The sequence below is a fragment of the Cellulosimicrobium funkei genome, from assembly GCF_004519295.1.
Classification (GTDB): Bacteria; Actinomycetota; Actinomycetes; order Actinomycetales; family Cellulomonadaceae; genus Cellulosimicrobium; species Cellulosimicrobium funkei.
This window is the reverse complement of record NZ_SOZH01000003.1, coordinates 292,838-310,018: the sequence shown is the minus strand read 5'-3', so window position 1 is coordinate 310,018 and position 17,181 is coordinate 292,838. Positions and strand designations below refer to the sequence as shown.

20 protein-coding genes, 1 tRNA gene, 1 pseudogene and 1 riboswitch are annotated in these 17,181 nt (G+C 74.1%); of the genes and pseudogenes, 5 read left to right on the top strand and 17 right to left on the bottom strand.

The window, feature by feature from the left end; all coding sequences use genetic code 11:
- Positions 1–6: 6 nt before the first annotated feature.
- Complete coding sequence (locus E1O70_RS04430; RefSeq protein WP_061268468.1) at positions 7–1,200, top strand: NAD(P)/FAD-dependent oxidoreductase; 1,194 nt, start codon at positions 7–9, stop codon at positions 1,198–1,200.
- On the opposite strand, the gene E1O70_RS04425 is transcribed toward E1O70_RS04430, so the two are convergent.
- Positions 1,164–1,637, bottom strand: coding sequence for a DUF4334 domain-containing protein (locus tag E1O70_RS04425; RefSeq protein ID WP_082774635.1), 474 nt, complete (start codon positions 1,635–1,637; stop codon positions 1,164–1,166). The genes E1O70_RS04430 and E1O70_RS04425 overlap by 37 nt on opposite strands.
- Between E1O70_RS04425 and E1O70_RS04420 the strand changes: the two genes are divergently transcribed.
- A complete protein-coding gene (locus tag E1O70_RS04420) occupies positions 1,636–2,013 on the top strand; it encodes a hypothetical protein (protein WP_128957509.1) in 378 nt (125 codons plus the stop codon). The genes E1O70_RS04425 and E1O70_RS04420 overlap by 2 nt on opposite strands.
- A 19-nt stretch (positions 2,014–2,032) precedes the next feature.
- Here the strand turns inward: E1O70_RS04420 and E1O70_RS04415 are convergent, their stop codons facing one another.
- A complete protein-coding gene (locus E1O70_RS04415) occupies positions 2,033–3,292 on the bottom strand; it encodes an AI-2E family transporter (protein WP_061268471.1) in 1,260 nt (419 codons plus the stop codon).
- A 97-nt stretch (positions 3,293–3,389) separates the two neighbouring features.
- Between E1O70_RS04415 and E1O70_RS04410 the strand changes: the two are divergent.
- Positions 3,390–3,515, top strand: a pseudogene (locus E1O70_RS04410) (VOC family protein); the annotation flags it as partial.
- A 47-nt stretch (positions 3,516–3,562) separates the two neighbouring features.
- Here the strand turns inward: E1O70_RS04410 and E1O70_RS04405 are convergent.
- Positions 3,563–4,429, bottom strand: coding sequence for a helix-turn-helix transcriptional regulator (locus E1O70_RS04405; RefSeq protein WP_061268472.1), 867 nt, complete (start codon positions 4,427–4,429; stop codon positions 3,563–3,565).
- 100 nt (positions 4,430–4,529) lie between these two features.
- Between E1O70_RS04405 and E1O70_RS04400 the strand changes: the two genes are divergently transcribed.
- Positions 4,530–5,294 carry an SDR family oxidoreductase gene (locus E1O70_RS04400; RefSeq protein ID WP_061268473.1) on the top strand — a complete coding sequence of 255 codons (765 nt, stop codon included), beginning with the start codon at positions 4,530–4,532 and terminating at the stop codon, positions 5,292–5,294.
- Positions 5,295–5,379: 85 nt separating this feature from the next.
- Here the strand turns inward: E1O70_RS04400 and E1O70_RS04395 are convergent, their stop codons facing one another.
- The 13 genes from E1O70_RS04395 to E1O70_RS04330 all read right to left on the bottom strand — a co-directional run bounded on the left by E1O70_RS04395 (position 5,380) and on the right by E1O70_RS04330 (position 15,120).
- The gene (locus E1O70_RS04395) at positions 5,380–5,745 is read right to left on the bottom strand and encodes a nuclear transport factor 2 family protein (protein WP_061268474.1); all 366 of its coding nucleotides are present in this window, start codon (positions 5,743–5,745) and stop codon (positions 5,380–5,382) included.
- Between the two features lie 77 nt (positions 5,746–5,822).
- Positions 5,823–6,599: an SCO1664 family protein gene (locus E1O70_RS04390; protein ID WP_061268475.1), complete on the bottom strand. Its 777-nt coding sequence runs from the start codon at positions 6,597–6,599 to the stop codon at positions 5,823–5,825.
- Positions 6,596–7,144, bottom strand: a complete 549-nt coding sequence (locus E1O70_RS04385; protein WP_061268476.1) for a DUF3090 domain-containing protein — start codon at positions 7,142–7,144, stop codon at positions 6,596–6,598. Before E1O70_RS04385 ends, E1O70_RS04390 begins: the two co-directional genes overlap by 4 nt.
- Positions 7,145–7,208: 64 nt before the next feature.
- Positions 7,209–7,913 carry an MSMEG_4193 family putative phosphomutase gene (locus tag E1O70_RS04380; RefSeq protein WP_061268477.1) on the bottom strand — a complete coding sequence of 235 codons (705 nt, stop codon included), beginning with the start codon at positions 7,911–7,913 and terminating at the stop codon, positions 7,209–7,211.
- Between the two features lie 24 nt (positions 7,914–7,937).
- Positions 7,938–8,372 carry a hypothetical protein gene (locus tag E1O70_RS04375; RefSeq protein ID WP_240696592.1) on the bottom strand — a complete coding sequence of 145 codons (435 nt, stop codon included), beginning with the start codon at positions 8,370–8,372 and terminating at the stop codon, positions 7,938–7,940.
- A 208-nt stretch (positions 8,373–8,580) separates the two neighbouring features.
- A complete protein-coding gene (locus E1O70_RS04370) occupies positions 8,581–9,375 on the bottom strand; it encodes a C40 family peptidase (protein ID WP_061268478.1) in 795 nt (264 codons plus the stop codon).
- Positions 9,376–9,393: 18 nt separating this feature from the next.
- A riboswitch (cyclic di-AMP (ydaO/yuaA leader) is annotated at positions 9,394–9,515 on the bottom strand.
- Positions 9,516–9,610: 95 nt separating this feature from the next.
- The gene (locus E1O70_RS04365) at positions 9,611–10,552 is read right to left on the bottom strand and encodes a F510_1955 family glycosylhydrolase (protein ID WP_157464313.1); all 942 of its coding nucleotides are present in this window, start codon (positions 10,550–10,552) and stop codon (positions 9,611–9,613) included.
- 82 nt (positions 10,553–10,634) lie between these two features.
- Positions 10,635–11,264 carry a DUF305 domain-containing protein gene (locus E1O70_RS04355; protein WP_061268480.1) on the bottom strand — a complete coding sequence of 210 codons (630 nt, stop codon included), beginning with the start codon at positions 11,262–11,264 and terminating at the stop codon, positions 10,635–10,637.
- Between the two features lie 93 nt (positions 11,265–11,357).
- Positions 11,358–11,771 carry a DUF6153 family protein gene (locus E1O70_RS04350; protein ID WP_128957506.1) on the bottom strand — a complete coding sequence of 138 codons (414 nt, stop codon included), beginning with the start codon at positions 11,769–11,771 and terminating at the stop codon, positions 11,358–11,360.
- Between the two features lie 211 nt (positions 11,772–11,982).
- Positions 11,983–12,321 carry a group I intron-associated PD-(D/E)XK endonuclease gene (locus E1O70_RS04345; protein WP_061268482.1) on the bottom strand — a complete coding sequence of 113 codons (339 nt, stop codon included), beginning with the start codon at positions 12,319–12,321 and terminating at the stop codon, positions 11,983–11,985.
- A 674-nt stretch (positions 12,322–12,995) separates the two neighbouring features.
- Positions 12,996–13,069, bottom strand: a tRNA-Pro gene (locus tag E1O70_RS04340).
- A gap of 57 nt (positions 13,070–13,126) precedes the next feature.
- Entirely contained in the window at positions 13,127–14,479 is a 1,353-nt protein-coding gene (locus E1O70_RS04335) for an MFS transporter (RefSeq protein WP_240696591.1), read from the bottom strand.
- Complete coding sequence (locus E1O70_RS04330) at positions 14,476–15,120, bottom strand: GntR family transcriptional regulator (protein ID WP_061268483.1); 645 nt, start codon at positions 15,118–15,120, stop codon at positions 14,476–14,478. The genes E1O70_RS04335 and E1O70_RS04330 overlap by 4 nt, the downstream gene beginning before the upstream one ends.
- A 151-nt stretch (positions 15,121–15,271) precedes the next feature.
- On the opposite strand from E1O70_RS04330, the gene E1O70_RS04325 reads away from it, so the two are divergent.
- The gene (locus tag E1O70_RS04325; protein WP_061268484.1) at positions 15,272–16,492 is read left to right on the top strand and encodes a Fic family protein; all 1,221 of its coding nucleotides are present in this window, start codon (positions 15,272–15,274) and stop codon (positions 16,490–16,492) included.
- Positions 16,493–16,521: 29 nt separating this feature from the next.
- Here E1O70_RS04325 and E1O70_RS04320 read toward each other — a convergent pair whose 3' ends face one another.
- On the bottom strand, positions 16,522–17,106 hold the full coding sequence (locus tag E1O70_RS04320; RefSeq protein ID WP_061268485.1) for a putative immunity protein: 585 nt from the start codon (positions 17,104–17,106) through the stop codon (positions 16,522–16,524).
- Positions 17,107–17,181 lie beyond the last annotated feature (75 nt).

The following is a 17,181-nucleotide window of genomic DNA, read 5'->3' as shown; positions in this document are numbered from 1 at the left end:
CCCGCCATGAACGCACCGGCACGCCACGACGTGCTCGTCCTCGGCGGCGGCAACGCCGGGCTCTCGCTCGCCGGGCGCCTGCGCCGCGACGGCTGCCCCGACGTCGCCGTCGTCGACCCGCGGACCACGCACCAGTACCGGCCGCTGCTCTCCTACGTCGCGTCGGGCATGGCGACCCTCGACGACCTCACCCGGCCGCAGGAGGACGTCGTGCCCGACGGCGTGCGCGTCTACCCCGACCGCGTCGTCGGCGTCGACCCCGAGCGCTCGCTCGTGCACCTCGCGGGCGGGCGCACCCTCGGCTACGGGGACCTCGCGGTCTGCCCGGGGTCGGAGGTCGACTGGGACGCCGTGCCCGGCGCCGAGCAGGCGATGGGCACGCCGTTCGCCGCGACGAGCTACCTGCCCGACCTCGCGCCGAAGACGTGGGAGATGCTGTCGTCGCTCACCTCCGGCACGGTGGTGTTCGCGATCTCGGCGCGGCACGTGCCGTGCTTCCCCGTGGGCCTCAAGCCGCTGTTCGTCGCCGCCGACCACTGGCGTCGCGCCGGCGTCCTCGACGCGATCCAGGTCGAGCTCGCGGTCGAGTCGCCGCGCCTCGTCGACGACCCGCGCGCGGAGCCCGCGCTGCGTGCCGCCGCGCGGCGCTACGGCGTGCGGGTGCGTACCGCGACGACGCTCGTGTCCGTCGACGCGACCCACCGCACCGTCGGGCTCCGCGGGCCGCACGGGACCGACGAGGTCTCCTACGACGCGCTCTACGTCGCGCCGCCGCACCGCGCCCCGGCATGGGTCGCCGCGAGCGGGCTCGCGACCCCCGAGAGCGACGGGTTCGTCGCGGTCAACCCCGAGACCCTCCAGCACGTCGCGCACCCGCGCGTCTGGGGGCTCGGAGACGCCGCGGCGGTCGACGCGATGCCGTCGGGCGGCGCCCTGCGCCGGCAGGTGCCCGTCGTGGCGCGCAACATCCAGGCCCGACGGCGCGGCACCCCGATGCAGCGCTACGACGGCTACTCGGTCGCGCCCGTCACGACGTCGCGCGACCGCCTCCTCCTCGCGGAGTTCGACCGGAACCGTCGGCCCGACCCGGGGTTCGGTGTCGTCGACCTCGCGCGCCCGCGCCGCAGCCTGCTGCTGTTCGACCGCTACCTGCAGCCCACGATCTACTGGCGGCGGCTGCTCCAGGGCAAGGTGTCCTGACCTGCGGCACGCCGCAGCACGAAGAAGAACGGGCGGCCCATGCCGCGCGCCTCCATGCACCCGACGAGCGTGTCGTCGTCGACGGTGCGCAGCGCGTCCTCGACCGGGAGCGCGTCGTAGGTCATCGCCGCGGTCACCACGCCCCGGTGCACGACGGCGCGCACCCGCGCCCGGGGCGCACGCGTCCGGGTGAGCGGCAGGAGCGCCCGGAGCAGCCGGGCGACCGGCGGGCGGCGCAGCGCCGGCGCCGCCCGCAGCACGAGCGAGAGCGGGACGAGCGCGGGGTTGACGTCCACGAGGCCGCCGCCCGCGCCGTCGAACAGGAGGGGGTGCGCGTCGCCGCCGGGCTCGAACCGCTTGCCCGCCCAGCCCAGCGCCTCGAGCGCGCCGTCGAGCACGTGCCCCGTCGGCCCCGGCGCTGAGACACTGGTGCTCATGCAGCACGGCGTTCCCGAGGCCTTCAACGACCCCGCAGCACAGGCGCTCGCCCGGAGCGTCGCGACGCTCCGCCGCGCGGCCGACCACGCGGACCGCTGGTGGTACCTCGCGAGCGGGCGCGAGCTCGACGGGCGGGCCTACGCGTGGGCGTGCGTGCCGCTCGCGGGCGAGGTGGTCGCCGTGCGACAGGTCGTGGGGCTGGAGGACGGGTCCTGGCGCCGGTACGCGTACGACGAGGTCGTCGAGGACGACGCGGGGTTCCTCACGGACCAGCCGTTCGGTGACGACGACCTCGCCGGGACCGGCGACGTCCACCCGATCGACCCGACGGAGTTCGCCGCCCTCTGGGCGCGCGCGGGGACTGCCAGGGCGTGAGCCCGCCCAGCGCCCGCCGTCAGGACGACGACGACGGCGCGCCGTCGACGGTCTCGTGCCGCTTCTGGCGCGCGAACCGCGCGGGGAGGTCGGGGCCGTCCCAGACCTGGATCGCGCGCCAGATCGACGCCGCGATGGGCACGGCGAGCACGGCGCCCGTGAGGCCCGCCAGCACGGTGCCCGCGGTGAGGGCGATGAGGATCACGAGCGGGTGCAGGCGCAGCGTGCGGCCCATGACGACGGGCTGGAGCAGGTCGCCCTCGAGCTGGTTCACCGCGATGACGATCGCGACCACGATGAGCGCCTCGACCGGCCCGACGGCGACGAGCGCGACGAGCGCGCACAGGACGCCCGCGAGCGTGGCCCCCACGAGCGGGATGAACGCCAGCAGGAACACGAGCACGGACAGCGGGAGGACGAGCGGCACCCCGACGATCGCGAGGCCGATGCCGATCGCGACGGCGTCGACCGCGGCGACGATCGCCGTCCCGCGCACGTAGCCGCCGAGCGTGCGGACCGTCGTCTCGCCGATGCGCTGCCCGCGCGCGTACCGGGCGCCCTCGAACGGCCGCAGCAGGAACTCCCAGATCGCCGGGCCGTCCTTGAGGAAGAAGAACAGCACGACGATCATCACGAAGAACCCGGCGACGAAGTCGACCGTCTGGGAGGCGCCCGCGAGCGCCCCGGCGCCGACCGCGTCGGACTGGAGCAGGCCGACGAGCGAGTCGCGCACCGACGCGATCTGCTCCTCGGTGATGTCGAACGGCAGGTTCTGCACGTAGGTCTGGAGCTCGTCGAAGCCCTCGACGGCCTGGTCGCGCAGCTCCGGCCACTGCTTGACGACCGCCGCCGCGACGAGCCACACCACCACGCCGAGCACGACGACGAGCGCGAGCAGCGCGACGACCGTCGCGAGGAACGACGGCACGCCCTTGCGCCGGAGCAGCCCGACGAGCGGCGAGATCGCCGCGGCGAGCACGAGCGCGATGAGGACCGGGATGACGATGAGCGTCAGCCGCGTCACCGAAAACACCGCGACGGCGACGAGCGCGACCAGGGCGAGCACCTGCACCGAGCGCGTGCCTGCGCGACCGAGGCCGTCCGACCAGAGCGCGGACGCTCCCGCCGGGCGCGCGGGCTCGACGGCGTCGGCCCGGTCCGCGGCGGCATCCGTCTCCCCGCCAGGGCCACGTTCCGCGACGGCGACCCGCTCCGCGGCGGGAGCCTCCTCGGTGCGCTCGTCCGCCCGCTTGCCCGACCGCCGTCTGCCCAGACCCATCCCGCTCCCTCTCTCGCCGCACGTGTGACGGCCAGGGTGCCACGATCGGGCGTCACCCGCCGGGTGCCGGGACCGGGCGCCCCGTAGGCTGCGAGGTATGGCGTCCCGCATCAGCGAGCTGGTCCTCGACTGCGCCGACCCCGAGCTGCTCGCTCGGTTCTGGTGCGACGTGCTCGGCTACGTCGAGCTCGACCGCGAGGAGGACGGCTCGATCGAGATCGGCGGGGCACGTGTTCTGCCTGCTGCGCCGGCGCCTCGACCCCTGAGCCGTCAGGTGGGCTGCGGGCCGGACGACCGGACCGCGAGGTCCTGCGTGCCCACGACCCCGAGCAGCCGGATCCTGTCCGCCGCCTCCGTGCCCGGCGCCGCCGTGAGCACGAGGAGCACCTGGAGCTGGTCCTCCGTGGTGAGCGCCTGGCAGTCCACCTCGATCTCCCCCACCACCGGGTGCACGAGCGTCTTGTGGTCCACGAACCGGCGCGCGACCTCCTGCCGGTCCCACAGCGCGACGAACTCCGGGCTCGTGCGCGACAGCACCTGCACGAGCTCCCCCGCGCGGGACGACGCGCCCAGCACCGCCACGGCCGAGCGCAGGCTCGCGACGAGCGCGCGGCCCTGCCGGTCCCGGTCGTGCGCCGGGTAGATCGCCCGCGCCGTCGCCGGGTGGGCGAACCACCGGTAGATCTCGCTGCGGTCCCACCCCGCGTACGCCGACACGTCGCCGTAGAGCGCGCGCGCCAGGTCGTTCTGCGCGAGCGTCTGCGCGAGCGGGTCGAGGATCAGCGCCGGGGTGTCGTCCAGGCGGTCGAGCACGCGCTGCAGCGCGGGAGCCACGTGCCCGGGATCGGTCGCCCGGTCGGGCACCCCGTGCCCGGCGACCCGGTAGAGGTAGTCGCGCTCGTCGTCGGACAGGCGCAGGGCCCGCGCGATCGACGCGAGCATCTGCGTGCTCGGCTGCGGCCCGCGCTGCTGCTCGAGGCGCGTGTAGTAGTCCGTCGACATGAGCGCGAGCTGCGCCACCTCCTCGCGGCGCAGGCCCGGTGCCCGACGGCGCAGCCCGGCCGGGAGCCCCACGTCGCCCGGCTGCAGCGACTCCCGGCGACGGCGGAGGAAGTCGGCGAGCGCGGCGCGGTCCATGCGCCCATCGTCCGGGGTGCGCGACGCCCGTGCCAGGGATCGCCGGTCCCCCGTCCACCGGACTCTGCCGCGCCGCGCGCACGACGTTCAGGATCGAGGCATGGACATCACGCGCAGCACCGTCTTCATCCCCGGCGCGACGAGCGGCATCGGGCTGGCGCTCGCCGTCGCGCTGCACGAGCAGGGCAGCACCGTCGTCGTCGGCGGGCGCCGCGCCGACCTCCTGGAGCGGATCGCCGTCGAGCACCCCGGCCTCGACACCGTGCGGATCGACACCACCGACCCCGGGAGCATCGCCGCGGCTGCGAAGGAGGTCCTCGACCGTCACCCGGACCTCGACACGCTCGTCACCATGGCCGGGATCATGCGCACCGAGGACTGGCACCACCCCGAGGGCTTCCTCGACACCGCGGAGCAGATCGTCACGACCAACGTGCTCGGCCCGATCCGGCTCGTCGGCGCGTTCGTCGAGCACCTGCAGACCCGGCCGCGCGCGACGATCGTCACCGTGTCGTCCGGGCTGGCGTTCGCGCCGCTCGCGGCCACGCCGACGTACGACGCGTCGAAGGCCGCGATCCACATGCTCAGCGAGGCGCTGCGGCTCCAGCTCGCCGACACGAGCGTCGACGTCGTCGAGCTCGTCCCGCCGTCGGTGGCGACGGATCTCATGCCGGGTCAGCGCGAGAGCGCGATCGCCATGCCGCTGGACGAGTTCGTCACCGAGGTCGTCGACCTGCTGCGCGCGCAGCCCGACGCGCACGAGATCCTCGTGGAGCGCGTGAAGTTCCTCCGGTACGGCGAGGCGCGCGGCGACTACGACGACGTCGTGCGCACCCTCAACGCGTCCGACCCGCACGGTCGCTGAGCCGGCCGGGCCGGTGCGGCCGCCGCGGTCGGGCGGGCTCGGCACAGGGGGCTTCGGTCGGGCGGGGTCGGCGCAGGGGGCTCGGTCAGGCAGGCTCGGGGGCCGGGGCGAGGGTCGCGGCCAGGACCTGCCACGCGCCGTCCGCGCGCACCCACAGGCGCGTGTAGACCAGGCGCGCGGACAGCGCGGTCCCGTCCTGGACCGCGTCCACGGCGGCGACGAGCCGGGTCGTCCCGCTCGGGCCGTCCTCCTGGACGACGAGCGACTCCTCCTCGAGCCGCGTGATCCGCAGCGCGCCCGAGCGGTGGCTCGCGAGGTCGTCCTCCTTGGAGAAGACCGACCCGTCCGGACCGGCGCCGACGCACCGCGGGTGCAGCAGCGCGTCGAGCGCGGCGACGTCGCCCGCGCGCTGGGCTGCCTGGAGAGCGTGCTCGGCGGCAAGAAGGCTCATCGCGCGAGTCTACGCACGGGGTCGGGACCGGCGGACGTCGGGCGCGGCGCCGTCGACGGGTCAGCCGCGGCGACGCGTCAGAACAGCGGCCACGGGACGGCGGGCATGTCGCCCTCCGGTGCGGGGAACCGTGCCGTGCGCAGCAGCCGGTCGCAGCGCTCCGCGAGGGCGGCCACCTCGTCGGGCGCGAGGAGACCGCGCAGGCGGTGGGCGAGGTCGCCGTCGAGGCCCGCGCGCACGCGCTCGACGCCCGCGAGCTCGTCGTCGGCGAGGGGTTCGCCGAGCCAGCCCCAGAGCACGGTGCGGAGCTTGGGCTCGACGTGGAAGGTGACGCCGTGGTCGACGCCGAGGCGCCGCCCGTCCGCCAGCGGCAGCACGTGCCCGCCCTTGCGGTCGGCGTTGTTGACGACGGCGTCGAGCACCGCCATGCGCCGCAGCGCCGGCGAGTCCTCGTGCACGACGCTCACCGGGCGGTCGTCCTCGTCGACGCCCTCCAGCACCGTCCGCACGCCGTCACGCGGCACCTCGTCGGTGGGCACAACGTCGACCGGCGACTGCGCCGCGTCGACGTCCTGCCAGAGCTGCACCATGCCCGGGCCGAGCGGCCCGTCGCGGAGCCACGTGCGCGGCACGACTCCCCCGCCGAACACCTCCGAGACGAGGTACGCGGCGACCTCGCGACCCGCGAGCGTGCCGTCCGGGAAGTCCCACAGCGGCTTCTCGCCCGCGACCGGCTTGTACACGACCGAGACGTCGCCCAGCCGGGCGAGGAACGTCGCGTTCGACGCAACGCGGATCCGCCCGACGACATCGAGCGGCGCCTCGGTGAAGGCGTCGTCGCGCGGGGTCGTCACGCCTCGCCGGGCAGCGCGCACTCGTGCCCGTCGGGGTCGACCGGCCGGCCGCACAGCGGGCACGGGGGGCGGCCCGCGCTCACGACGGCGCGCGTGCGCTGCGCGAACGCGCGGGCCGTCCCCACGGGCATCTTGACGAGGAGCGACTCGGCGGGCTCCGGCTCGTCCGCCTCGGGATCGAGGTCGTCGTCGTCCACGAGCGGGAACGCCTCGACGATGACCTGCGCCGTGCGCGGGTCCCAGGTCAGGCGCATCGCGCCCGTGCGGAACTCCTCCTCGACGGGGAGGTCCAGGGGGTCGTCGTCGACGAGCTCGGCCGGGACGTCGGCGGGGACGCTGTACCGGTTGTCGGGCTCCTCCATGAGCTCGTCCAGCAGGCGCTGGATCGTGTCCGCCAGGACCGCGGACTGCTCCTTCTCGAGCGCCACGCTCGTCGTCCGCGTGCCTTCGCGCGCCTGCAGGTAGAACGTGCGGGAGCCGGGCGCCCCGACGGTCCCCACGACGACGCGGTCCGGCCAGTCGTACTCGTGGACGAGAGTGGGCATGACCTCACTCTACGAGCGCACGGCCCGTCCGCACGGGACGGCCACGGGTCGGACGTCGGCCCGGCTACCGCGCGGCGTCGGCCTGGCCCGGCCCGGCGCCCCCGCCCACCGGCGCGTCACCGGCAGGCGCGGCGCCGCGCAGCCAGGAGAGGTCGCCCGCGTCGGTGTTCATGGCGACGACCTCCGGGCGGTGCGGCCCGTACCGGACGACGGAGATCGACGCCGGGCCGACGACGATGCGCTGGAAGAGGTCCAGGTGCACCCCCAGCGCGTCGGCGAGCACGGACTTGATGACGTCGCCGTGCGAGACCGCCGCCCACACCGCGTCCGCACCGTGACGGGCGGCGACCTCCGCGTCGTGCCGCCGGACCGCTTCGACGCCCCGGGCCTGCATCGCGGCCAGCGACTCGCCGCCCGGGAAGACGGCCGCCGACGGCTGCGCCTGCACGACCGACCACAGCGGCTCCTGGGCGAGGTCCTTGAGCGCACGACCCTGCCACCGCCCGTAGTCGCACTCGGTGATCCCGTGCTCGGTCACGGAGTCCGGCGCATCAGCCTGGTGGTCGAGCAGGGCGCTCGCGGTCTGCCGGCACCGCTCCAGCGGGCTGGTGACGACCCGCGCGAGCGGCACGCCCGCGACGCGCTCGGCCGCCCGGGCCACCTGGTCACGCCCGACGGCGTCCAGCGCGACGCCGTCGGCCCGCCCGGCGAGGATGCCGCTCGCGTTCGCGGTGGTGCGGCCATGACGGACGAGCAGGACGGTCGGCATGCCCCGAGCGTAGGTGACGGACCCTCACCCTGTGGCGGAGACGTCTGGGGGCGGTGGCGCCTCGGTCTGGGTCGAGATCACCCGCGGGGCCAGCTGGTCGGGCAGGGGCGCCAGGCCCGGCCCGCCCGCGCGGATCCAGGAGTGCAGGGCGGCGGTGAGCTCGTCGCCCGCCAGCTGCTCGAACCAGGCGGGGCCGGCGGCGCGTGCGAGGGGGACCGGCCGCACCACGACGACGTCCCCGCGCTCGCACGCGTCGAGGCAGTCCACGACCGTCAGGCGCGCGTCCCCGCTCTCGGCGATCCGGCGCAGACGCTCGAGCTGCCCGCCCGGACGGGTGTCGGTCGCGGCCAGCGTCTCCCCCGCGCACAGCCCGCACGCCGTGATGCCGGGCACCGTGCGCCCTGGGCGGGGACGACGTCCCCGCTCGTCGGTGGGGGTCGTCTCGTCGGTCGAGGTCATCGCCGTCACGCGTCGATGCCCTGGTGCGGCACCTGGTGGCGGGCCTGGTGGCGGACCGCCGTCGGTCCGTGCTCGCCGCGATGTCCCCGGGACGCCATGCCTGTCCTTCTTCCTGTCGTGCCGACGGGACCGACGCCCGCGAGCCATACCCCACAAGGGTATATCGGTCGAGGGAGGGCCCCACCCGCCGGGCGGGGCCCTCCTGCGGTCAGCCCACCCGGATGAAGGTGGGGTTGGACTGCCAGATCTCCCCGTACCGGACGGTCTTGCCCGGCGACGGAGCCTCGATCTGCTGGTTGTCCCCGACGTAGATGCCGATGTGCCCCGGGCTCCAGATCAGGTCACCGGGTTGCGCCTGGTCTCGGGAGATCACCGTCCCCGCGTACCGCTGCTGCGACGAGGTCCGGGGCAGGTCGATGCCGACCTGGGCGTAGACGTAGGACGTGAAGCCGGAGCAGTCGAACCCGTCCGGGGTCGTCCCGCCCCAGAGGTACGGCACGCCGAGGTAGCGCGCCGCGATGCTGACCACGGCCGAGCCCGCCGCCGACGACGGCACCGCGACGGGAGCCGAGGCTTCCTCCGTGGCGCCCTGCTCCGCCGAGGTGCTCGTCCGTTCCTCGCTCCGGGACGGACGCTCCTGACGCTCCGGCTCCGGCTCGGGTTCCGGCTCCGGTTCCGGGGCGGGGGTGACGGTCACCGGTGCCTGCTCGATCGCGAACGACGCGTCGGCGGAGACGGTCACCGCCGGTGCGGCGCTGAGCGCCTGGCGGGCCTGCTCGGTCAGCGCGCTGAGATCGACCCCGGACACGGCCTGGGGCTCCGTGCTCGGCGCGGCGCTGGCAGGCGCCGCGAACCCCGAGACCAGCAGCCCCGACCCGGCGGCCAGGAGGACACCCTTGCGGGCGGCGTTCGCCGTCCCCTCCTGCGCCGTGCGGGCTATCGAGGTCAGCGGCGCGATCGGTCGGTGGGACGCACGGTGGCGTCCCGGGTTTCTTGCGTTCATGGTGGTCTCCTTCGTGCCTACGGGGTGAGCTGTCGGGTTCGGGTCGGAGAGTGACCCGGCCGGACCGGTGGTTGCGGCCCGGCTTCACCCCGAGAGCACCGCGGTGCTCGCCTGAGTGGTTCCCCCGCCCCTGTCGTGGTGGTCGATGGTGTGCTCCCGGAGCTGACAGGGCTCGGCACCCTCCGGGATCCCTCGCGGACCGTTCCGCGAGGAGCATGAGGCTGCGGGCGACGTCTCACCCGCGGTCGGCGCCGAGCGCCGCGTCCCAGCTCGCACCGAGGTCGCGGCTGGTGAACAGGCCGGTCTCCGTGGCGACGAGGATCCACGGCTGGTTGCCGGGGCTGTCGTCGGGCACGTAGGTCATGGCCTGCACGCCCTCGGGCGCGGTGCCGTGGTTGTCCCAGCTCTCGGTGCCGGGAGTGCCGGTCCAGACGACGCCCCGGGCGTCGATCCCGATCAGCGCTCCGCCCCGCTCGTCGTCGACGAGCACGAGGGCGGGCGCCCCCCGGTCGGGAGCGAAGCTCCGGCCGCCGTCGCGGCTGAGCTGCAGGCCGGTGGGCGTGGTCGCGACGACCGTGTCCGGGTCCGCGTCCAGGAGGTGCAGGTCCCGGGCCTCCACGGTCGCGCCCCGCGACCACGTCTCGCCCGAGTCGTCGCTGACGAGCACGGTCGAGGTCCCCGAGTCCAGCCCGACGACGCGGACGGTGCCGTCGCCGGTGCTCGCGGTGCTCAGGGCGTGGAAGTCGACCTCCCCGGTGAGGGAGACGGGATCCCACGTCGCAGCGCCGTCGGTGCTGCGGATCAACCCGAGGTTGGGCTTCTCGAGCTCCGGCTGCTCCCCGGGCGCAGGGTGGCCCGAGGCGTACACGGTGCCGTCGACGGCGAGGGTCATGCCCATCGTGTCCTGGCGGCCGGTGCCGACCCGCTCGACCGGCCCGGGGTCATCCTGGAACGGGTCGCCGAGGGTCCAGACCCCGGTGTGGGTGGCGATGAGGACGGAGTGGTCGTCGCGCACGACCTGGACGTCGTGCACGTGCCCGAAGTCGGGCAGGTCCTGGGACGCGAGCGTCGTCGCGTCCGGTGTCGGCGGTGGAGTCGGGGTGCAGGCGGCCAGCAGCAGCACGGATCCCGCTGCGGCCCACCCGGTCACCCGCCTCGTGAGGGCAGGGTAGAGCACGGTGTGGGGTCCTTCGGCCTGGGCCCGCGGGGCGCGCGCACGTCAGACGCGTGCGACAGCGCGCACGCCCCGCGGGGCGGGATCAGCTCGAGGCGAGCAGGTCTTCCATGGTGGAGATCTCGGCCTGCTGGGTCTCGACGATCTCCTGCGCCATCGCGACCGCGTCCGCGTTCTCGCCCTCGTCGACCTGGGTCTGCGCCATCTCGACGGCACCCTCGTGGTGGACGATCATCTGCTCGAGGAACAGCTGCCCCGCCTCCGCGCCCTGCGCGGCGTCCAGGGCCTGCATGTCCTCCTCGCTCATCATCCCGTCCATGGACCCGTGGCCCATGGCCTCGTGGTCCATGCCGCCGGACTCCTCCATCGGGGAGCCCCACTCCTCCAGCCACGTGGTCAGCTGCTCGATCTCCGGGCCCTGGGCGTCCTTGATCTGGTTCGCCAGGTCCGTGACCTCAGGGTCGACGCCGTCCTTGGCCAGGATGACGTCGGACATCTCGATCGCCTGCTCGTGGTGCGGGATCATCATCTGGGCGAACATCACGTCCTGGTCGTTGAACGCGCCGCCCTCCGCCGTGCCGTCCTGCTCCTCGGCCCCGGTCGTGGCGGACGACGGCGCCGCCCCGCTCCCGGGCTCGTCGTCGGTCGAGCACGCCGCCAGGCTCGCGACGGTCACCAGCGCGATCGCCGGCACCAGCACACTCTTGAACTTCATGGGAAGGACCTCTCGTCTCGGTACTCAGGAACCACACGCGCCCCGGTGCGGGGCGTATCGGTCGACGCAGGGCGCGTCGACGGCGTGCGGCTCCTACGTCCGAGAGATGCCGAGGAGGTGCAGCGACGGCGCGAGGCCGACGAAGGGCTGAGCGCGCCCCGGTTCGACGAGGCGGGACCAGACGGGGGTGAGGCGTGCCAGGAGGCCGCGCCCGGGGCGCACGAGAGCGAGCAGCACGACCAGCACCATGAGGCACATGGCCGACGCCATCTCGTGCCCGCCGCAGTCGAGGCAGCCGCCCTGCTCGTGGTGCCCGGGGCCGTCGTCGGCCACCGGTGCACCCGCAGGGTGGCCCGTCTCCGCGATGACCGCCGCAGGCCCGACGTGGGCCGTCGACGACCCGCTCATCGCGTGCATCGTCACGACGCCCAGGAGCAGCGCAGCGATCAGCAGGGCACCCGAAAGCCCTCGCCGGCGCCCGGCGAGCAGCGAACGGAGTGCGGCCATGAGGTGCATGTCGCCGCCACCCTAGCAAGCGCCCACCGGGTCCGGTCCACGGCGCAGTCAGAAGAGAGACCGGCGCTCGCCGGACCCTCTTCGTGTGTCGACTGCCCTGCGCCCTCCTGACTCTCGTCTCGTGTTCAAGCCACATCCCGAACCTGCGGCGTCGAGCCCCCGGCCCCGAGAGCCGCTTCGCGCTCCTGGGTCGAAGGCCGAACTACGCGGATCCAGTGGGTATCGCCGCCACCCTGAAGCGCTCGTAGGCGCTCAGGTGGATGGCATGCAGCCCTCCCACCGCGGTGAGAGGGATGACGTAGTAGCTGAGCGCACCGTCGATCACGAAGAAGTCGTCGATCTCATCGACGTCGTACACCGTCCGGCCCCGTCGCGACGTCGACAGGTAGACCTTCCACGACTCGCTCGTCCTCACGGTCGTCGTCTTGACCTGGACACGACGCAAACCGGTAGGCGCATCGACGACCAAGTCGTAGCGCGCGGGCTCGAGGGGCCACGAGATGCTCATACCGCACAGCAGGAACCATCCGGCCGCGAGCACTGACCCGGCACGGTCAAGATGGGCGACGTCCGGAGTCGGCGCACTCTCCGGTTCCCGCGCGGAGGACCGTCGCAGATGCTGGACGCCAAGACCGAGTCGGACCGCATGGCCCCTGACGGTCGCGATCGCTGACGTGCTGCCGAGCCCTAGCGCATCGGTCACCTCCGACCACGTCGACGCCGAGGCGACCGCCGCACGCAGTTCGGACTCGGTCCAACGGCGTTGTCCGGTGAAGTGCCCGTAGTCGTATCCCCTCAGGTCGGCACGTGTCCGGACGGACCGGAGTGCGCCAGACGATGTGCCGACGAGGCCAAGTGTCCGGAGGACACCCCGCCACGACGTCGAGATGGCGACGGCTTCGGCCAGCTGGTCGTCCGTGTACGTCCGCGCTCGCCCACGCAGGCAACCTACGACCACCCGGCCACAGGCCGGTGAACACCCCAGCAGCGGCTGACTCTTGATCGGCGGGGACTGTCTTTTCTTCACCGGGAGTATTCCCTCGTGCCCGCCCCATACCGCTGACTTCCGCTTAGGCGTGGTCGTCGCGGCCGGTCAGAGCGGCTCGATCGCGCAGATCAAGAAGGGTGCGGGTCTGGGCGCCAGACCGCGAAGCAGATGCAGTCGCCGAGGACAAAAACAGGCCAGAGGAGTATTCCTCTGGCCTGTTTCTCTTGTCGGGCTGACAGGATTTGAACCTGCGACCCCTTGACCCCCAGTCAAGTGCGCTACCAAGCTGCGCCACAGCCCGTGGCTGGATCACCGAGCCAGATCCGAGCGGATCGGACCCCGTGAAGCCTCGGATACTCTACCCCATCCGCGACGCCTCCAGCGCACCGTTTGCCCCGGTCGGGGCTGTGCGGTCGGTCTCGCCGGAGGTCGCCGCGGCGTCCTGCTCCCCCGTCGGCAGGTGCGCGCGCCACGCGCTCGCCACGATCACCAGGCAGACCGCGGCGATGACCAGGCCGCCGAGGAACATCTGCGCGTACGTCCACCGCACGGACAGCGCCGCGAGCGCCACGGGCACGCAGAACCCGATGTAGGTGAGCGAGTAGTAGACGGCCGTCAGACCGGCGAGATCGTCGGGCGTCGCGATGCGCTGGACCTCGCTGAGCCCCGCGACGAGCGCGAGCCCGTAGCCGGCCCCGAGCACCATCGCGGCGACGAGCGCCGTCGGGAGGTCGAGCCGCGCCGAGGCGTAGGCGCCGAAGCCCATGCCGACGACGACGATGGACATGGCGACGACGGACGCCCGCGCGCTGTGGCGGGTGTCGATGAGGCGGCCGAGCACCTGGATGCCGACCCCGCAGCCCAGGCCGAGCACGGTCATGAGCCCGGAGAACGCGATGGGCGCGCTGCCCGCGCTGGCGGACACGAGGCCGGGCAGCACGGCGTAGGCGCTGCCGGCGCACCCGAACACCCACGGCGCCACGGGTACGACGACGCGCAGGAACCGCCGGTGCGCGACCGCCGGCACGCGCAGGTCGTCGCGCAGCCGGCCCCGGGTCCCGCCGTCGGGCACGACGCGCGTCTCCGGGACGCCCAGCAGCCAGACGCCGGTCGCGACGGCGAGCGCCGCGTGCAGCAGGTAGGCGGTGTGCGTGGGCCACGGCGCCCACTGCGCGAGCACCGCCGCGACGCCGGCCCCGACGAGGAAGCCCAGCGTGAGGGCGAGGCCGGCGCGGCGGGCGCCGGAGCCGCCGTCGGGCACGCCGGACGCACGGGCGGCCGCGTCGCTGAGCTCCTTGACCCAGGTGGTGCCGACGGCCATGACGAGGCCCAGCGCGACGCCGCACAGGACGCGGCCCGTCGCGAGCAGCGCGGCGGACGACTCCCCCGCCGCGAGCACGAGCGACCCCGCCAGCGCGATCGGCGCGGCGGGCAGGAGCAGCGGGCGGCGCCCGTACCGGTCGGAGAGCGGTCCGCCGAGCAGGAGCGCGGGGACGATCCCGAGCACGTAGGCGGCGAGCAGCGCGTCGACGGTCACCGCGGAGAAGTGCCCGACCTCCCGGTACATGACGAGCAGGGGCGTGAACTCGTTGCCGCCCCACGCGACGGCGAACATCACCGCCGCGACGGCAAGCCACGCCCGCGGTCCGACGGCGGCACTCGCCCCCGGCGCGGAGGCCTCGTTCGTGGGGCTCGAGGCAGCCGCGCTCACAGGCCGGCCCTCGCGTCCTCGAGGTGGCGCTGGACGCGGCGCTTGTAGGTGCGGGTGTCGCGCACCTCGAGCGCGTCGACGAGCGCGCGGTGCCCGGCGACGAACGTCGTCGCACGGCCCGGGTCCCACCGGACGCTGTGCGCGACCATCCGCTGCTGGCGCTCGCGCAGGCTCACGAAGAACGTGGTGAGCAGCGCGTTGCCCCCGGCCGCGACGATCTCCTGGTGGAACCGCGCGTCGAGCGTCGCGTACTCCGCGACGTCCCCGTCGGCGACGGCGGCCTCCTGGGCGGTGACGAGGTCGCGCAGGAGCGCGACGAGGGTGCCGAGCTCGGTGTCGGGCAGGCGGACGACGGACTGGGCGGCGTGCGTCTCGACGAGCAGGCGCGCGTCGAGGACGTCGTCGGCCTCGCCGGGCGCGACCGGCACGACGAGCGCGCCGCGCTTCGGGTAGAGCCGGAGCAGTCCCTCGGCCTCCAGGCGCAGGAACGCCTCCCGGACCGGCGTGCGGCTCACGCCGAGCTGTTCGGCGATCTCGCCCTCGCTCGTCATGGACCCGCCGGGCAGGCTCCCGTCGAGGACGAGGGACTTCACGTGCCGGTACGCCTGTTCCGTGGCAGAAGCGCTGGTGGTGCGGGGCATAGATACATGATGCATCTATCGTGTGCACGACATCGACCGCAACCGCTCTCCGGGGCCGTGCGGTTCGACACACCGAGCGCGGAACCCTCAAGTGATAGTTGACGCCGCCCGTTACTTACAGTTTCGCCGAAACTGTAAGTAAGGTGACGTCATGGAAGCAGTTCAGGCGCTCGCCGTCCCAGCGGTAGCTCACGTGAGCCACTACTGGACAGCAGAGAACGACGGCCTCTCGACGCGCGCGCAGGTGGCGGCTGGCTCGGGGCCCTACGAGTCCACCATCCCGACCGCCATCGCGGACTACTCCCCCGTACTGACGCCGCAGCAGTCCGCCGACGCCGAGGAAGCAGCCGCCGCTCTCGCACGCTTCGACTCGTACGCCAGCGCAACGCTCGGGCCGGACAACCCCACCCTGGGTCCGATGTCCTCGATCCTGCTGCGCACCGAGTCCGCCTCCTCGTCGCAGATCGAGAACCTCACGGTCGGCGCCAAGCAGCTCGCGCTCGCCGAGATCGACCAGACGACGAGCACCAACGCACGCACCGTCGTCGCGAACGTCCGGGCCATGCAAGCCGCCATCGACCTCGCCGACCGGCTCGACGAGGCCTCGATCCTCACGATGCACCGCGAGCTCCTCGCCGGGCAGCCCGGATGGGAGGGGCACGCGGGGCGTTACCGAGGCACTCTGGTCTGGGTCGGCTCGTCGAGCATCAGCCCGAGAGGCGCGACCCACGTCGGGCCCCAGCCAGAGCTCGTCCCTGGAGCGATGGCGGACCTCATGGCCTTTGTCCGCCGGGAGGACCTTCCCGTCCTCGTCCAGACCGCCGTCGCGCACGCGCAGCTCGAGACGATCCACCCTTTCACGGACGGCAACGGCCGCACCGGCCGGGCCCTCGTGCACGCCATGCTGCGCTCGAAGGGCCTCACGCGGAACACCATCGCCCCGGTCTCCGCGGGCCTCCTCATCGACACCGAGGCCTACTTCGACGCGCTCACCGCGTTCCGCGCCGGTGACGCCTGGCCGATCGTCGAGCAGCTCTCCCGCGCGAGCCGGTTCGCCGCGACGGCCGGAGCGCGGCTCGTCGACGACCTCGCGGGCCAGGTCGCCACAGCGCGGGAACAGCTTTCCGGGCTGCGGCCCCAGGCCTCCGCCTGGAGCGTCGTGCCGCACCTCGTGGCCCATCCGGTGATCAACGCGGCGTTCCTCCGCGACCACCTCGGCTTCAGTGACGTCACCGCCCAGCGAGCGCTGAGCCAGCTCGCCGACGCGGGTGTCCTCCGCGAGCGCAGCGGCCTCCGGCGCAACCGGGTCTGGCAGCACGAGGGGATCCTCGCCGTCTTGGACCTGTTCGCCCAACGGATCCGGCGCAGCTGACGACGCCTGGAGGTCCCGGCGGGTGCCGACTACGTCCGCTCGTCCGGTACGACGCCCTCCGACGGCCCCGTGTCGTCCCGCAGCGCCGCGTCGAGCCGTCGGACCAGCTCGCCGACACGACCGCCGCCGCCCGGCGCGGGCGGGTAGCGACGCAGCACCGCGACGACCTCGGGCGTCGCGAGCGCCCGCGCGGTGTCGAGCCACCTGCTCGCGACGTTCTCGCCCGACCCGTCCCCGCCCGCGGCGAGCGCGGCGGCGTGCGCCGCGTGGGCGGCGGAGCCGAGGACGTGCTTGACCTGGTGGGCGTCGGCGATCGGGTGCAGGTACGCGGCGCCGGCCGCCGCCATCGCGGCCCGGGCGGCTTCGGCGGCTGCGGGGTCGCCGGCCTCCTTCGCCGCGCGCAGGGCCGCCCAGGCGGTGTCGCGCAGCGCCTTGCCGCGCGCGCCGCCGTCGGCGAACGCGCGGGCCGCGTCGACCGCCTCGCGGGGGCGTGCGTCGTCGGGCCGGACCGCCTCGACGAGCTCCAGCGCCGGCTCCGCGCACCGGGCCGCGTACCCCGTGACCGCCCGCAGGTCCTCGATGCTCAGCTCGACCGCAGCCGCCGTCGTCGTCACCGCTCGTTCCTCGCTCTCGCGCGCTCCCGTCCGTGCCAGGACGCGGAACGCCCTGCGAGCACCGTACCGAGCCGG

Coding starts and splice junctions, on each gene's coding strand:
- E1O70_RS04400 (WP_061268473.1), top strand. CDS start 4,530: ATGGACATCACGCGCAGCACCGTCTTCATCCCCGGCGCGACGAGCGGC.
- E1O70_RS04415 (WP_061268471.1), bottom strand. CDS start 3,292: ATGGGTCTGGGCAGACGGCGGTCGGGCAAGCGGGCGGACGAGCGCACC.
- E1O70_RS04405 (WP_061268472.1), bottom strand. CDS start 4,429: ATGGACCGCGCCGCGCTCGCCGACTTCCTCCGCCGTCGCCGGGAGTCG.
- E1O70_RS04425 (WP_082774635.1), bottom strand. CDS start 1,637: ATGAGCACCAGTGTCTCAGCGCCGGGGCCGACGGGGCACGTGCTCGAC.
- E1O70_RS04370 (WP_061268478.1), bottom strand. CDS start 9,375: ATGAACGCAAGAAACCCGGGACGCCACCGTGCGTCCCACCGACCGATC.
- E1O70_RS04350 (WP_128957506.1), bottom strand. CDS start 11,771: ATGGCCGCACTCCGTTCGCTGCTCGCCGGGCGCCGGCGAGGGCTTTCG.
- E1O70_RS04325 (WP_061268484.1), top strand. CDS start 15,272: ATGGAAGCAGTTCAGGCGCTCGCCGTCCCAGCGGTAGCTCACGTGAGC.
- E1O70_RS04395 (WP_061268474.1), bottom strand. CDS start 5,745: ATGAGCCTTCTTGCCGCCGAGCACGCTCTCCAGGCAGCCCAGCGCGCG.
- E1O70_RS04330 (WP_061268483.1), bottom strand. CDS start 15,120: ATGCCCCGCACCACCAGCGCTTCTGCCACGGAACAGGCGTACCGGCAC.
- E1O70_RS04430 (WP_061268468.1), top strand. CDS start 7: ATGAACGCACCGGCACGCCACGACGTGCTCGTCCTCGGCGGCGGCAAC.
- E1O70_RS04375 (WP_240696592.1), bottom strand. CDS start 8,372: ATGACCTCGACCGACGAGACGACCCCCACCGACGAGCGGGGACGTCGT.
- E1O70_RS04385 (WP_061268476.1), bottom strand. CDS start 7,144: ATGCCCACTCTCGTCCACGAGTACGACTGGCCGGACCGCGTCGTCGTG.
- E1O70_RS04420 (WP_128957509.1), top strand. CDS start 1,636: ATGCAGCACGGCGTTCCCGAGGCCTTCAACGACCCCGCAGCACAGGCG.
- E1O70_RS04380 (WP_061268477.1), bottom strand. CDS start 7,913: ATGCCGACCGTCCTGCTCGTCCGTCATGGCCGCACCACCGCGAACGCG.
- E1O70_RS04355 (WP_061268480.1), bottom strand. CDS start 11,264: ATGAAGTTCAAGAGTGTGCTGGTGCCGGCGATCGCGCTGGTGACCGTC.